This window comes from Synechococcus elongatus PCC 11801 (assembly GCF_003846445.2).
Classification (GTDB): domain Bacteria; phylum Cyanobacteriota; class Cyanobacteriia; order Synechococcales; family Synechococcaceae; genus Synechococcus; species Synechococcus elongatus_A.
This window is the reverse complement of the sequence record NZ_CP030139.2, coordinates 38,738-54,289: the sequence shown is the minus strand read 5'-3', so window position 1 is coordinate 54,289 and position 15,552 is coordinate 38,738. Positions and strand designations below refer to the sequence as shown.

Sequence of the window (15,552 nt, the reverse complement as noted above, 5' to 3'; positions counted from 1 at the left end):
TCTAGGCTGCGGAGCGATCGCAGGCGTAGTACGCCAACAATCGGGGAATCACTTGATTGAGATTACCGGCGCCCAGGAAGAGCGCTAGATCACCCGGTTGCAAGAGCTGATGGAGAGCTGATTCAATCGCCTCCAAATCAGGAGCATAGTGGACGTTGTCTTGATGCTGGGCGATCGCATCAGCCAAGGTCTGCCCACTCAGCTGTCCCGGATTGCGTTCACCCGCAGCATAGATATCACTGATCAAGACCAGATCAGCCGGGCCAAAACTCTGGGCAAATTCGGCCAAGAAAGCTTGGGTACGACTGTAGCGATGGGGTTGAAAAATCGCGACCAAACGCTTCGGTACTTCCGGTAAACGGCTGCAGCCCGAATCAATTTGTAGCCGGGCTGCCGCCAAAGTGGCTGCTAATTCACTGGGATGGTGCGCGTAGTCATCGACGAATTGAATCCCTTGGGCAGAGCCCCGAAATTCAAAGCGACGCCGAGCCCCTTCAAAACCAGCCAACCCTTCACGAATGCTGGCAAAGTCCATCCCTAAATGACGGCAAGCAGCGATCGCCGCCAGCGCATTGCTGAGGTTATGGGCTTCGAGGAGAGGTAAGTGAATGAGCCCGAGAATTTCACCGCGCTCCCAGACCCGAGCTTGGGTCCCACTACCGCGGAAACTGATTTGATCGACGGTGTAATCTGCACCCCGCGTCGGATCAAGGCTGTAGCTGATCGTGCCCGGAATGCGATCGCGCACCGTGGGACAGTCCCAGTTCGCGACCAATTGGGTGCAGTTGTTGGAAAACGTCTCGAAGGTTGCGATCACTGCTTCCAAGTCGCAGTAGTGATCGGGGTGATCCAGCTCAATGTTGGTGATGATGCCAATCGCTGCTTGCAGTTTGACCAGCGAGCCATCGGACTCATCCGCTTCTGCCACGAGGTGACGGCCTTGTCCTAGGCGGGCGTTACCGCCTAGGGCATTGACCTCGCCGCCAATCACGACGGTTGGATCCAGACCTGCTTGGTAGAGCAGATAGGCAATCAGCCCACTCGTTGTCGTTTTACCGTGGGTTCCAGCAACTGCAATACCTTCATAAACCCGCAGCAGTGCCGCCAGCAAATCGGAGCGATGAAAGACCGGACAACCTAGATCAATAGCCGCCTGGTATTCCTCGTTATGAGCGTGGATCGCGGTAGAGCAAATGACTTGTGGGGATTGACCAGCAGAGACCGCTTCCTGAAAAAATGCCAGATTGGCAGCATCTTGGCGATCGAAAATCTGGGCCCCCAGATCCGCAAGGCGATCGGTAATGTGGCTGCGGCGGATATCGGAACCCGAGACTGGCAACTGCCGTTCAGTCACCACTTGAGCAAGAGCTGACATACCAATGCCGCCAATGCCAATGAAGTGAAAAGGGCGCCCCTCTAGGTCTACCGCGATCGTCATCCGTCAACCCTCACGTCCACACTAAGGGACTCAAATCCGGCGATATCATAGCAAGCTCTGACAAACAAGCTGTCATTGCTGTCTAGCTTTTACCGTGATCCCCAAGTCAATCGAGGACTATTTAGCCCAGTGACTACTCACCCTCGACACTGCATACAAAGCAGCGGCTTAGCTTAGCATCTTGTCCTGCGATTCAGCAGAAAGAGCGAGTCTTAATGCAGTATGATCAGAAAGCTTAATAGGTATTTACACCTGAACGCACGTACGAGGGTATAGGGCAGTGACGATTCGAGTCGCGATCAATGGCTTTGGCCGCATTGGCCGGAATTTTCTGCGTTGCTGGTTTGGACGGCAGAACACCGATCTAGAGGTTGTGGCCATTAACAACACCTCGGATGCACGGACGGCTGCTCACCTGCTGGAATATGACTCAGTTCTCGGCCGCTTCAACGCTGACATCAGCTACGACGAGAACTCCATCACCATCAACGGCAAGACGCTGAAAATCGTCTGCGATCGCAACCCCCTCAATCTGCCTTGGAAAGAATGGGACATCGACCTCGTCATCGAATCGACAGGCGTATTTGTCACGGCTGAAGGCGCATCTAAGCACATCCAAGCCGGCGCTAAGAAAGTCCTGATCACCGCTCCTGGCAAAGGCGAAGACGTCGGCACCTATGTGATCGGTGTCAACGACTCTGAATATCGCCACGAAGACTACGCCGTCATCAGCAACGCCAGCTGCACCACCAACTGCTTGGCGCCAGTTGCCAAAGTTCTGCACGAGAACTTTGGGATCATCAAAGGCACGATGACCACCACCCACAGCTACACGTTGGACCAACGCATCTTGGATGCCAGCCACCGCGATCTGCGTCGGGCACGGGCTGCTGCAGTCAACATCGTCCCGACCACAACGGGCGCTGCCAAAGCCGTTGCCTTGGTCATTCCTGAACTGAAAGGCAAACTGAACGGCATTGCGCTGCGTGTCCCCACCCCGAACGTCTCCGTGGTTGACCTCGTGGTTCAAGTGGAGAAGCGGACAATCACCGAGCAGGTCAATGAAGTCTTGCAAAAAGCTGCACAAACCACGATGAAGGGCATCATCAAATACTCTGATCTACCCTTGGTGTCTTCCGACTTTCGCGGCACGGACGAATCTTCGATCGTGGATGCCAGCTTGACCCTCGTGCTCGATGGCGACATGGTCAAAGTGATTGCTTGGTACGACAACGAGTGGGGCTACAGCCAACGGGTTGTGGACTTGGCGGAACTTGCCGCACGCAAGTGGGTAGCTTAAGGGTTGTCTGATCCCTCTTAAGGTTTAAGTGTCGGTAGCCTCCTGATGTCAGGGGGCTTTTTGTTTCTTCGTTCAGCAGCATTTACTGATTGAATGCCTCCAGTGCTAAGGCGGCATTTGAGATTCTTTTCGCCTGTCAAACGAAGGCTGAAAACATGATTCTGCTTTTGATCCCTTGGATTCGTTGGCAGAGCGAGGCCGGGACTCTTCAACTGCTATTTCTATCTGGGTCAGGAGTGAAGTTGCTTAGGTTCACCCCTAGTTCAGTCTGTTGACGATCGCAGTCTTCCTTGACCTCCCAGCCTGAACACAGATACAGTCGCCGTGCGATCGCGCCAAAATGACAGCGCTCAATGCTCTGTCTCCCGCGATCTCAATCTAGGAATTCGGCCACAGAACTTGGATTGGCCGAGAGAGATGTCAAAATTTACAGAAGTGATGATTAGGAGCGATCGCCGCATGGCTTTGCTGGAGACCCGCACCGAGCCAATGGTGCTCAACATGGGCCCGCATCACCCGTCAATGCACGGGGTTTTGCGCTTGATTGTCACCCTCGACGGCGAAAACGTCATCGACTGTGAACCCGTGATCGGCTATCTTCATCGCGGCATGGAGAAAATTGCCGAGAATCGCTCCAATGTAATGTTCGTGCCCTACGTCAGCCGCTGGGATTACGCGGCGGGCATGTTCAACGAAGCGATCACCGTCAACGCTCCTGAGAAGCTTGCCAATATCCCGGTGCCTAAGCGGGCCAGCTACATCCGGGTGATCATGCTGGAGTTGAACCGGATTGCGAACCACCTGCTCTGGCTTGGCCCTTTCTTGGCAGATGTGGGCGCTCAAACACCCTTCTTCTACATCTTCCGCGAGCGGGAGCTAATCTACGATCTTTGGGAAGCGGCGACAGGGCAACGCCTGATCAATAACAACTATTTCCGCATTGGCGGTGTTGCAGCCGATCTGCCCTACGGCTGGCTCGAGAAGTGTATCGACTTCTGCGACTACTTCGAAGCCAAGGTCGATGAGTACGAACGGCTGATTACCGATAACCCGATCTTCCGGCGCCGTGTCGAAGGGATTGGCTTGATCACCCGTGAAGAAGCCCTCAACTGGAGCCTCTCAGGGCCGATGCTGCGGGGGTCTGGCGTTAAGTGGGATCTGCGCCGCGTCGATCATTACGAGTGCTACGACGACTTTGATTGGGACGTAATCACGGCGGAGGAAGGTGATTGCTTTGCCCGCTATCGCGTTCGCGTCCAAGAGATGCGCGAATCGCTGAAGATCATTCGTCAGGCCTGCGCTAGCATTCCGGGCGGCCCCTACGAAAATCTCGAAGCGCGGCGGATAGCGGAAGGTAAAAAGTCGGAGTGGTACGGCCCCGACTACCAGTACATCAGCAAGAAAGTAGCTCCCACCTTCAAGATTCCGGCGGGTGAACACTATGTCCGTCTGGAAAGTGGCAAAGGGGAACTAGGCGTCTTCATCCAAGGTGCGGACGATATCTGCCCCTGGCGCTTCAAAATCCGTGCTCCTGACTTCAATAACCTGCAGATTCTGCCCCAGCTGCTGCAAGGGGTGAAGGTCGCCGACATCATGGCGATTCTGGGCAGCATCGACGTGATCATGGGTTCCGTCGACCGCTAGCCATACATCAGCTTGAGAAGCTATCAATTTCCAGCTATCTGATCAGAGTCAGCTGCGAAGTAGATAGCTTTTTAAGTGGTAGGGGCTGAAGGACAGGGATGCGGCCCAAGCGGCGAGACTGGAACGAGCTGAAAAGGCTGGAGTCATGGCTGACTATCAGTTTCAACGAGTAGTTCGCTTTGCAGATACGGATGCGGCAGGAGTTGTCTACTTTGCGCAACTTCTGTCAATCTGTCATGAAGCCTACGAAGCCGCGATCGCAGATCTCGGGTTTGACGTTCGATCCTTCTTCAGCGATCGCGGGACGTTGATCCTGCCGATTGTGCATGCGGGGATCGACTACCGTCGACCAGTTCACTGCGGCGATCGCCTGACGATTGATCTGCAGGCCACAGCCTTGAGCAGCGATCGCTTTCAAATTGACTATCAGGTTAGTTGCGAGGGGCAAGCTGTTGCGCAGGCACAGACGGTTCACCGCTGCTTAACCAGCCAAACTCGCAAGCGATCGCCGTTACCCGATCGCTTACAGACTTGGCTGCAGTCCTAGACACGGCGCTGTGTAATCAATCCCAGTAATTACCTTGAGCCAAAGCAGTTGAACTGTTCTGTTCATGATGGTCAGGTACGAATTAATCAGAGTCGATGACTAGCGCCATCGACTCGTTTTTGACGAACAAACAGCTCTGTCACACTGGTTCTAACAGACAGCGACTTTGAGCTCGTCAATTTTTTGCTGACACCGGCATCGACATCGACTGACTGAGATGACAGACTGCTCTACCGTTAGGCCTGATAGTTAACAATCCGAGCAAAGCTCTCAGCATCTAGACTAGCTCCACCCACAAGCGCTCCATCAATTTCAGGCTGTGCCATGATTTCGTCGATGTTTTCGGGTTTGACGGAACCACCGTACTGAATCGGCACATCGGCATCCTTGAGTTGGCTACGGATCAAACCAATGACGCGATTCGCTTCCTCAGCAGCACAGGTATCTCCCGTGCCGATCGCCCAGATCGGTTCATAAGCAATGACCAAGTTCGATTGATCAACACCAACCAAACCCTGTTCGAGCTGGCGGCTAATTACGGCTTCTGTTTCGCCTGCATCACGCTGTTGCTTCGATTCACCCACACAAAGAATGGCGAGCAGACCATAGGACTGTGCCGCCAGCAAGCGTTGGTTCACAGTTTCATCCGTTTCACCAAAGTACTGGCGTCGTTCACTGTGGCCAATCACCACATAGCGAACGCCAATCTCGGTCAGCATCGCCCCAGAAATTTCTCCTGTGAAGGCCCCTTCCTTAGCCCAGTGGACATTTTGAGCCCCGACGCGCACGCGACTGCCATGGAGCGTTTTACTGAGGCTTGGCAGCGTCGTGAACGGTGCGCAGAGGACAACCTTGCGAGCTTCGGGTGTCTCGCTGAGCTGCGGTAGAAACGCTTGCAAGAACTCCAGGGCTTCGGCCTGGGTTTTGTACATTTTCCAGTTCCCGGCAATGATGATCCGACGCACGGCTGACTGTTCGCTCCTTGCAAGACCGTTCACCAGTTTATGATGTCGCCGGACTTCTCCCAAATTGAGGCCAGCGTCAGGCCGGCTGAGGTTGCGATCGCAACATGTTAAGCGCTACTGCTTCAGCGACTTTAATCCCATCAATGCCGGCTGAGAGAATACCACCGGCATAGCCTGCACCCTCGCCAGCGGGAAAGAGGCCAGTGGTATTGATGCTTTGGAAATCCTCACCGCGCTTAATCCGCACGGGAGACGAGGTGCGCGTTTCCACCCCCGTCAACATGGCATCGGGTAGGGCAAAGCCTTGGATCTGTCGATTGAAGGCGGGTAGGGCTTCACGAATGGCTGCGATCGCATAGTCAGGCAGACTCTGGCTGAGATCGGTGAGATGCACCCCAGGTGCATAGGAGGGGCGCACGCTTCCTAATTGCTGGGAAGGACGACCGGCTAGAAAATCCCCGACGAGCTGACCTGGGGCTTCGTAGGTGCCACCGCCGAGTTCAAAGGCTTTGGCTTCGAGGCGACGCTGTAGATCAATGCCCGCGAGGGGATGGCCAGGATAATCCTCTGGTGTGATGCCGACAACGATGCCACTGTTGGCATTACGTTCGTTACGGGAGTACTGGCTCATACCGTTGGTGACTACCCGCCCCGGCTCGGAAGTCGCTGCAACGACCAGTCCACCCGGACACATGCAGAAGCTATAAACCGTTCGCCCATTTTGGCAATGGTGCACCAATTTATAGTCGGCAGCACCTAGGGATTTATGGCCTGCAAAAGGTCCGAAACGAGCGCGATCGATGAGCGGTTGCGGATGTTCAATTCGAAAGCCAATTGAGAAGGGTTTAGCCTCGATGTAAACACCCTGATCAAACAGCATCTGGAAGGTGTCTCGAGCGCTATGACCGATCGCTAAGACAACATGGCGGGCTGGGATATAGTCGCCATTCGTTAGCCGCACCCCTTTCACTTGCCGGTCTTCAATGTGGATTGATTCAACTCGACTTTGAAAGTGAATTTCACCACCCAGTGCTTCGATACGAGCCCGCATTTGCTGAACCACGCCCACAAGTTTGAAGGTGCCAATGTGGGGTTTATTAACGTAGAGGATTTCGGGATTAGCTCCGGAGTTGACCAGTTCTGTTAAGACCTTACGGCCATAGTGCTGCGGGTCACGAACTTGGCTGTAGAGCTTGCCATCTGAGAAAGTCCCAGCACCGCCCTCGCCAAATTGGGCATTGGATTCCGGGTTAAACTCGCCCCGTTTTTTCCAAAAGGCAAAGGTATCGGTAGTGCGATCGCGGACGGTTTTACCCCGCTCAAACAAAATGGGTCGGAAGCCCATCTGAGCCAAGGTCAAGGCAGCAAACATGCCGCAGGGACCTGCACCAATCACCACGGGTCGCTCCATCAACCCTTCCGGTGCTTGAGCAACTACCCGATAGGACATATTGGGCGTGGGATTGACGTGAGGATCTTTTTGGAAGCGCTGGAGGAGCTGAGCCTCATTCTTGACTTCAAGATCGAAGATATAAACCCAAACGATCGCATCTTTTTTACGGGCATCATAGCTGCGCTTGAAAATCTCATAGCGAATCAAATCACCCGCCTGAATTTTCAGTTTTTGCAGAATTGCAGTGACGATCGCCTCAGGGGGATGATCGAGCGGCAATTTGATTTCGGAGAGGCGCAGCATAGGAGCGTTCAGCTAACAAAAATGAAAGTGCGATCGCCAACGATGAGCCGGAGCATCCGAGCGGTTAATACAGCTCGTACTTCATCAATTGGCAAAGCAATCCCCCATTATAAACAGGCGTTCGCTGAGCCGATTTCAGCCCGATCGCCCGTGCTAGCTCTTTGTTGCCACTGAGGACAAAGGCCGTCCAGCCCTTGAACTGTTGCTTGAGTACATCGCCCAACTGTTTGTAGAACGCTCCCAGATCGCTATCGCTCCCTAAGCGTTCGCCGTAGGGCGGGTTACAAATCACCACGCCACTATCAGCAGGAGCAACAACTTCCGAGAGATCGAGTTGGGAAAAGTAAACCTGCTCAGCCAATCCGGAATTTTCAGCATTGGCGATCGCCTGATCCACCACTTCCAGCTCGCGATCGCTGCCCCAAATGGGAGCCGGTAGAGCCTTGCGACGACTGGCTTGAGCTTGCTGACGTAAGTCATCGAACAACTGCGCATCGAAATCGCACCAGCTTTCAAAGCCAAAGCGATCGCGAAACAGACCCGGGGCCACTTGCAGCGCCATCAACCCCGCTTCTAAGGGCAGCGTGCCAGAGCCACAGAGCGGGTCATAGAGCATCTGAGACGGATCCCAGCCCGAGATTTGTAAGAGAGCAGCGGCCAGCGACTCTTTCAGGGGGGCCAAACCAACCGCCGGACGATAGCCGCGCCGGTGCAAGCTGCTACCCGAGCTATCCAAGCTGAGACTGCAACGTTCTTGGGCAAGGTGAACCCGCACCAGCAGATCCGGTCGTTCCGTGTCGATGGGCGATCGCTCACCGAACTGATCCCACTGCTGATCGACGATCGCGTTTTTGACCTGCAGGGCGGTGAAGTGGCTGTGGTTGAGGCGATCGGTTTTGCCGGTGGCACTGACTGCAAAACTGCGATCGGGCGTCAAAAAGTAAGACCAATCAATGTCGCGAATGCCTTCGTAGAGATCGGTGGCATCCCAGCAGGGAAATTGATCGATCTCCCAAAGAATCCGAAACGGAATCCGCGCCCACAAATTGACCTTGTAGAGCAGGGCGCGATCGCCTTGGAAAGCAACACCACAGAACTGGGGTTCGACCGCTGCCGCGCCGAGCTGCTCCAACTCTTGCGCTGCGATCGCCTCGAGACCACGACCAACGGTGGCAAAGTACTGATTCATGACGGGAAGGAAACCATGGAGGACTGCTGTCCTGAACCGTCACGAAAGAGGACAGTCTTTGATCCTAGCAAGGCGCTTTGGTGGCGACCGCAGTCCGGCATTGAATGCGATCGCGAGCCCTAGCCTTCATCCAGTTTTGCCGCACACTAGAGGGCGATTGCCACCTGCTCCAACTGTGCTGACTCTCTTACTGGCCAACCTGCCACCCAATTCCAGCAGTGCCATTTCAGAGCCGAGTGCAAACTTGGCAACCACGCTGACGATCTGTTTGCTTGGGGCCACAATTGTTGCCCTGATCTCCCGGCGCTGTCGCATTCCCTATGTCACGGGCTTGGTTCTAGCGGGGCTGGCGATCACCGATGTCCTACCCCAAAAACTGGGCATCGACTCTGGTCTCATCCTGAATTTGTTTCTGCCAATTCTGGTCTTTCAAGCCGCGATCAATACAGATATCAGCCGTCTCAGGAGTTCTTGGCCCCCCATTAGCGTATTGGCTGGACCCGGCATTCTCATTGCCACGGCGGTGACGGCCACTATCCTCAAATTTGGCTTAGGGCTGAACTGGATTGCGGCGCTGCTCGTGGGCAGCATTTTGGCGATTACCGACACAGTTTCGGTGATTGCGGTTTTCCGAGAGGTCACAGTTCCCTCACGGCTAGCAACCATCGTTGAGGGTGAAAGCCTCTTCAATGACGGGGTTGCGCTGGTCATTTTTGGTTTGGTTGTGGAGCTGCAAGCAGGTGAACAAGTCACGGTTCTTGGTGCTGTTCAGTCCTTTTTTGTCGTGATTTTGGGAGGCGGACTGCTGGGGTTAGCCACGGGCTACCTCGCCTCAGGACTGTTTCGGGCTTTGGCCGATGACTCGCTCAGTGGCGTTCTCCTGACTGTGGCGGTGGCTTTTGGCACCTTTCAACTAGGCGAAGCGCTTGATGTTTCCGGTGTTGTGGCGGTGGTCGTTGCAGGCTTGACGGTGGGTGCCTTAGCACTCGATCGCGCCCAGTCACCCTCGAGTCGACTCACACTCCTGAACTTCTGGGAATACGCAGCCTTCTGCGTCAACACCTTCATTTTTTTGTTTATCGGGGTGGAGGTTGACCCGAAATCGCTCCTGCAAACCCTGCCAGCAGTGCTGCTAGCGATCGTGGCCTACCAGCTCGCCCGCCTAGTCACGGTCTACCCTTTGATGGCGCTGGTCAATCGCTTCGATCGCCCCGTTCCTGTGCGCTGGCAACATGTGCTGTTCTTGGGCAATATCAAAGGCTCACTCTCGATGGTCTTAGCCCTTAGCTTGCCCGCAACCCTCAGCGGTCGCAGCGAGCTGGTCAATCTTGTCTTTGGGGTCGTGTTGCTGTCTTTAGTGGGACAAGGGCTGAGTTTGCCTTGGCTGGTAAAACGACTGAAAGTGGCAACCCGTTCCACGCGATCGCAGGAAGCTGAACAACTCCAAGCCCAACTGATCGCTGGCAAGGCGGTGCAGGCTGAACTCTCCAGTCTTTACGATGCTGGTGTCTTGCCCAAGGCCATCCACGAGGAACTGCGAGCTCGCTATCAACTGGCGATCGCCGGAGCGGAGCAATCGCTGCGCGGACTCTACAACCGGCGGTCGACCGATCTCCGCAGCAGTGCTGCACCCCCATCCTCAATGTTGCAGCGCCGACTGCTCTTAGTCGAGAAGAATGCGCTGCTGGAATCCGTGCGCAAGGGCATCCTGACGGACGAATCGATCAGCGATCGCCTACAGGTTATTGATGCAGCACTCCTGCAGGCTGAAGTGGACTGAACAGACTGGGCATCAAAAAATTCACCAGCGCTTGCACCAATCCAGGCTTAGTCGCGAGCAAAACAGTCGCATCCGCTTCCAGCACGGTGTTGCCACTGGGAATCACCAGATCAGCTTGGGGATGGGGCTGGTAGCCAATGATCAAAGAAGAACTCGGAAAGTCGATATCTTGGGCGATCGCAGCCACACTGCGGCCAATCACTGGCGATTGACGATCCAGCGTCAGTTTAAAGACTTCAATTTGCCCCTGTTCAAAATGCAGCATCGACTCAACCTGCGGGCATTTGATCGCATTGACCATCGTCGATACCACCAGATCAACCGTGCTGATGATGTGATGGGCACCCGCAAGGCGCATCGGCTCAATAAAGTCCCGTTGACTGATCCGGCTGATAATTCGCGACACACCGTAGTGACGAGCCAAAGTCACGAGCGCCAAATTTAGGGCATCTTGACGGAGAACCGCCGCAACCGCATCGGCTCGACAGATCCCAGCCTCCACCAACACATCCGTACTGACAGCGCTCCCCTCAAAAGCCATCGCTCCCAGGCGATCGCGTACCATCCGGCAGACCTGCGGATTGTCATCAATCACCGCAACAGTATGCCCTTGATCCAGCAGTTGCCGAGCTAGCTGCTGTCCGATTAAACCAGCACCACCAATCAATACATACATAAGCACTTTTAGGAAGTCGCCTGAATTTTAGCAATCACCGAACAAGGCGCGATGGTCTACCAGCCTTTGCTTATAGCGGCATTGATCCAGAAACTTCTTAATCGAATCACTTGAGAAGTTAAGAAATGGATTTAGAGATGAGCAATCGCCTTCGCCAATTCTTAATTGACCGACAACTATGTACTTAGAGTGACTTAGGAAAACCATTGTAGAAAGTGAAGTAGTCGTTTGGTCATTGGCGTGAGGAGGGTTCGTCGGTAAGTGTCTGCTGCTTTTTTGATACTTTCTGCTTGAGTTGGATAGGGATGAATCACGCCACTCAAAGCACTCAGACCTAAGCCATGAGCGATCGCAGTCGAGATCTCAGAAATAATTTCACCGGCATGGGGAGCGACAATCGTTGCGCCAAGAATCCTGTCTGAATTAGGTTGGTGATGGATTTTGATGAATCCTTCAGTCTCTCCATCCACGATCGCGCGATCGACTTGGCTGAATGGGATCGTAATTGTTGCGATCGCGATGCCCTGTTGCTGGGCAGAACGCACCGAAAGACCAACATGAGCCACTTCTGGATCCGTAAAAGTTACTCGCGGAACAATTAAGTTACTCACTTTTGATCGCCCTAGGCCCAAGGGTGAAAAGAGCGCATTCTTCAGAACAATTCGAGCTGCAGCATCAGCAGCATGGGTAAACTTCCAATCTAAACAGATATCTCCCGCTGCATAAATCTTAGGATTACTCGTTTGCAGATAGTCATTGACAAAGACACCATGATTCACTTCATAATCAACACCTGCCGCTTCAAGATTGAGACCTTGAACATTGGGCGATCGCCCTGTTCCTACTAAAATTTCATCAACTTGAATGAATGAGTCTTGACCATCTTGACGGTAGTAGATTATTTTCTCTTGTCCATCTTTTTCAGCGCGATCAATCTGAGCAGCAAGAATCAGTCGAACCTCTTCTGTAGTCAATTGCTGCTGAATAACCACAGCAACTTCCGGATCTTCTTTTTTTAAGAGTTGTGGTCCTCGATGGAAGAGTGTTACCTGACTGCCCAAACGCTGAAAAGCTTGCGCTAATTCACAACCGATTGGCCCACCACCGATCACTGCTAAACGCCGAGGACAATCAGTCAAGGAAAAGACTGTTTCGTTAGTCAAGAAGCCAACAGACTGCAGCCCACTAATCGCTGGGTGCTTTGCGTGTGCCCCTGTGGCAATTACCGCTTTACGAAAGCTCAGAGCTGAATCACCAACTTGAACTGTTTGGCAATCGCTAAACTGAGCCTGACCGAAGAAGACATCAACGCCAAGATCTTTGAAGCGCTCGGCTGAGTCATGAATACTCATTGCTGCTCTGACTTGCCGGACTCGCTCCATTACAGCAGCAAAGTCAATTGCGATCGCATCTTCAGGAATCTGAATCCCTAGCTTTTTCGATTTTCGTAGTTCTCCAATTACCCGAGCGGCACGAATGAAAGTCTTGGAGGGTACACAACCAAAGTTGAGGCAATCACCACCCATCAAGTGCTTTTCAATCAACGCAATCTTGAGTCCTATCCCTAACCCTGCCGCCCCTGCTGCTACGACTAGCCCCGCAGGTCCAGCACCAATCACTACCAGATCGTAGGATTTTGGAGGGATCGGATTCGTCCAATTCTGAGGACTGACTTGGTCAATCAGGAATTGATTTTGCGCATCTGAGGGACTGATGAGATCCGTAACCGATTGAGGACCTGACATCATCACTCTCCTGCAGAACTCACCACTGTTTGCAATGCTTGTCGAGCAATTCGCGTAACGTAGAGAGTAACCGCAACAGTGGCAAAAAATCCTAGGCCATGAAAAGCCCAATCTGCGACTTTGGGTTTCGACAAGTCACCCACACTTAGACTAGCCAAGTCACCTGCGAGAGAACCCATATAGACATATAAAACTGTTCCCGGAAGCATGCCAATTGATGCTATAGCATAGTCTTTCAAAGTAACACTAGTCACGCCATAAGCATAATTCAAAAAGTTAAATGGGAAGAGAGGTGAAAGTCGTGTAAGCAAAACAATTTTGAGGCCAGATTTTCCCATCGCTCGATCGATTGCCTGAAACTTTGGATGACTCGTAAGCTGCCGATAGACCCAACGACGAGTAAGATAGCGCCCCACTAAAAAAGCAACGATCGCTCCTAGAGTTGCACCGATAAAAACATAAAGTGATCCCCAGACAACGCCAAACAGGACACCTGCACCAAGCGTGAGGAGAATACCAGGGAAGAAAGCAACTGTGGCTACTATGTAGAGTCCAATAAAAGCGATCGCACCGAGCGAACCGAGATCATGAATCGTGGCTAAAGCATCACGCAACACCACCTGTAAATTCCAAACGGTTGCTTGATCTGAGGCGATCGCAAGCAGCTGACTCAGCAAGGGTATTGGCATGGGGCAGGTGATATCAGAAATGAATATCTGAAGATTATCGGTGATGATGCAGGGATCGAGGTAGCTATTACAATTCAATTTTTATCTGCAAGCACAATCCTTTCAATTTCTGGATTCAATCTAAGGGCTGATTTAGTTATGCAACTCCGCCAAACGGCATTCTCTTGGTGACAGGAGCACAAACAGGGCAGGCTGTCACCGTAAGCTAAAAATATGACTGCAATCCCGATGACGCCCCTGGTTGCTTGGCTAGAAACTGCAGCCTCCACTGATTTGGGGCCAGCTCACTACTGGTATGAAGCGGCCTGTCCTCGGAGTCGGCGTTGGCTGCGACTGCCTCGAACTACGCTGGCAGAACAGTTGGCCCAGCAACTGATGCAGCAGATTGAAGCGCAACGGCTCGTGCCATTTGAAGGCAAGATGTTTGGCCTGCTGATTGCTGAAAATCATCAGGGCGATCGCTTTGTCTTACAGGCTTTTTCTGGCTCGCTTCAGGGCAAGGCCGAATGGCCAGGTTGGGTACCCCCGATTCCTGGGCGTGAACGCACCAGGTTACAAGAGGAATTGACCCTACTGGAGCTGCAGGATATTCGCAGGACTCTGCAGGAGAATCAGCAGCATCCCAGCCGTGCAGCACTCCAGAAGGCTGAGCAAGTGTGGCAAGACCGACTGGATCAGCTCAAAGTGGAACAGCAGCAACACCGCCTCCAGCGCCAGCAAGCGCGTGACCAAGCGATCGCCCAGCTCAGTGGTGAGGCTCTCGACCAACGCCTTTGGGAACTCGAACAGGCGGGTGCCGATGATGGGTTTGCGCGATCGCGCCTCAAGCAAGCCCGTCGCCAAGCCTTAGCAGACTTACAGGAAGAAGTTGCTGCACTGGATGCAGAGTGGCAGCGCCTTCGCCGTCGTCGTCGCGCTATCTCGCGAGCCCTGCAAACGGCGATGCATCAAAGCGCTACCCTACGCAGTTTTGACGGGGTGGAACAGGCGATCGCCAGTTTGGGGCGTCTGCCAACGGGCACCGGTGATTGTTGTCTGCCAAAACTTTTGCACTGGGCAGGTGTCGCTGGCCTCACGCCCCTCTCGATCGCAGAGTTTTGGTGGGGGCCACCCCTCGGCGATCGCCAAGCAGGACAGTTTTATGGCCCTTGTCGCGATCGCTGTCAGCCGATTCTGGGGCATTTACTCGCAGGCCTCCCGCCAGCTTCAGAGGAACCCACGGAGCTGCCGATTCTCTATGAAGATGCCGATCTCCTGGCGATTGTCAAACCGGCTGGCCTGCTGTCAGTTCCTGGCACGCGAGGACTTCAACAAGCCAGTGCGATTCAACTGCTACGGCAACAGTTTCCTGATTTGCCGACCTACTGCGTTGTGCATCGGCTTGATCAAGCGACTTCCGGTGTTCTCTTGGTTGCTCGCAATCGTCCCACGCAAGCCGCTCTGTTTGAGCAATTTCGACGGCGGCAGGTTCACAAAGTCTACGAAGCACTCTTGGAAGGGCGCCCCAATCGCAACGAGGGCATGATCGACCTACCCCTGCGACCCGACTGGAGCCGACGCCCCTACCAACTCGTCGATCGCGATTGCGGGCGCGCCGCCCTTACCCACTATCGCTGTATCGGTCAAATGGGTGATCGCTGTCGCATCGAACTGCAGCCGATTACGGGGCGTACCCATCAATTGCGGCTGCATATGGCTCACCCTGAGGGATTAGGAAAACCGATTGTGGGCGATGATCTGTACGGTCATAGTAGCGACCGCCTCTACCTACATGCGCGATCAATCCGCTTCCAACACCCCAGCCAACTCGGTTGGATTGAGCTTGAAAGTCCAACCCCTTTTTAAGCAAAATTCAGCAAAATAATCACAACATTCAAATCATC

The 15,552-nt window shown here is 53.6% G+C and carries 12 protein-coding genes; 5 read left to right on the top strand and 7 right to left on the bottom strand.

All coding sequences use genetic code 11. The features are described 5' to 3' along the window. Position 1: 1 nt before the first annotated feature. Complete coding sequence (gene murC / locus DOP62_RS00270) at positions 2 to 1,438, bottom strand: UDP-N-acetylmuramate--L-alanine ligase (RefSeq protein WP_208673592.1); 1,437 nt, start codon at positions 1,436 to 1,438, stop codon at positions 2 to 4. A gap of 280 nt (positions 1,439 to 1,718) precedes the next feature. Here murC and DOP62_RS00265 point away from each other — a divergent pair, with 280 nt between their 5' ends. The 3 genes from DOP62_RS00265 to DOP62_RS00255 all read left to right on the top strand — a co-directional run bounded on the left by DOP62_RS00265 (position 1,719) and on the right by DOP62_RS00255 (position 4,929). Further along, on the top strand, positions 1,719 to 2,738 hold the full coding sequence (locus tag DOP62_RS00265; protein WP_208673590.1) for a type I glyceraldehyde-3-phosphate dehydrogenase: 1,020 nt from the start codon (positions 1,719 to 1,721) through the stop codon (positions 2,736 to 2,738). 459 nt (positions 2,739 to 3,197) lie between these two features. After that, on the top strand, positions 3,198 to 4,382 hold the full coding sequence (locus tag DOP62_RS00260; protein WP_208677054.1) for an NAD(P)H-quinone oxidoreductase subunit H: 1,185 nt from the start codon (positions 3,198 to 3,200) through the stop codon (positions 4,380 to 4,382). Between the two features lie 145 nt (positions 4,383 to 4,527). Further along, entirely contained in the window at positions 4,528 to 4,929 is a 402-nt protein-coding gene (locus DOP62_RS00255; RefSeq protein ID WP_208673587.1) for an acyl-CoA thioesterase, read from the top strand. Between the two features lie 236 nt (positions 4,930 to 5,165). Here DOP62_RS00255 and tpiA read toward each other — a convergent pair whose 3' ends face one another. The 3 genes from tpiA to DOP62_RS00240 all read right to left on the bottom strand — a co-directional run bounded on the left by tpiA (position 5,166) and on the right by DOP62_RS00240 (position 8,779). Beyond that, positions 5,166 to 5,894, bottom strand: a complete 729-nt coding sequence (tpiA, locus tag DOP62_RS00250; RefSeq protein ID WP_208673584.1) for a triose-phosphate isomerase — start codon at positions 5,892 to 5,894, stop codon at positions 5,166 to 5,168. Positions 5,895 to 5,970: 76 nt separating this feature from the next. Then, positions 5,971 to 7,590 (bottom strand): NAD(P)/FAD-dependent oxidoreductase, encoded by a 1,620-nt coding sequence (locus tag DOP62_RS00245; RefSeq protein ID WP_208673582.1) that lies wholly within the window; start codon positions 7,588 to 7,590, stop codon positions 5,971 to 5,973. 64 nt (positions 7,591 to 7,654) lie between these two features. After that, on the bottom strand, positions 7,655 to 8,779 hold the full coding sequence (locus DOP62_RS00240) for a THUMP domain-containing class I SAM-dependent RNA methyltransferase (RefSeq protein ID WP_208673579.1): 1,125 nt from the start codon (positions 8,777 to 8,779) through the stop codon (positions 7,655 to 7,657). A gap of 175 nt (positions 8,780 to 8,954) precedes the next feature. On the opposite strand from DOP62_RS00240, the gene DOP62_RS00235 reads away from it, so the two are divergent. Next, positions 8,955 to 10,559, top strand: a complete 1,605-nt coding sequence (locus DOP62_RS00235) for a cation:proton antiporter (protein ID WP_208673576.1) — start codon at positions 8,955 to 8,957, stop codon at positions 10,557 to 10,559. Here the strand turns inward: DOP62_RS00235 and DOP62_RS00230 are convergent. The 3 genes from DOP62_RS00230 to DOP62_RS00220 all read right to left on the bottom strand — a co-directional run bounded on the left by DOP62_RS00230 (position 10,522) and on the right by DOP62_RS00220 (position 13,747). Further along, positions 10,522 to 11,235, bottom strand: a complete 714-nt coding sequence (locus tag DOP62_RS00230) for a potassium channel family protein (RefSeq protein ID WP_208673574.1) — start codon at positions 11,233 to 11,235, stop codon at positions 10,522 to 10,524. The two genes, DOP62_RS00235 and DOP62_RS00230, sit on opposite strands and share 38 nt — an antisense overlap. A gap of 194 nt (positions 11,236 to 11,429) precedes the next feature. Continuing rightward, positions 11,430 to 12,983, bottom strand: a complete 1,554-nt coding sequence (locus DOP62_RS00225; protein WP_370538822.1) for a mercuric reductase — start codon at positions 12,981 to 12,983, stop codon at positions 11,430 to 11,432. Then, on the bottom strand, positions 12,983 to 13,747 hold the full coding sequence (locus DOP62_RS00220; protein WP_261789820.1) for a TVP38/TMEM64 family protein: 765 nt from the start codon (positions 13,745 to 13,747) through the stop codon (positions 12,983 to 12,985). The genes DOP62_RS00225 and DOP62_RS00220 overlap by 1 nt, the downstream gene beginning before the upstream one ends. Positions 13,748 to 13,897: 150 nt before the next feature. Here DOP62_RS00220 and DOP62_RS00215 point away from each other — a divergent pair, with 150 nt between their 5' ends. Next, entirely contained in the window at positions 13,898 to 15,514 is a 1,617-nt protein-coding gene (locus DOP62_RS00215) for an RluA family pseudouridine synthase (RefSeq protein WP_261789819.1), read from the top strand. Positions 15,515 to 15,552 lie beyond the last annotated feature (38 nt).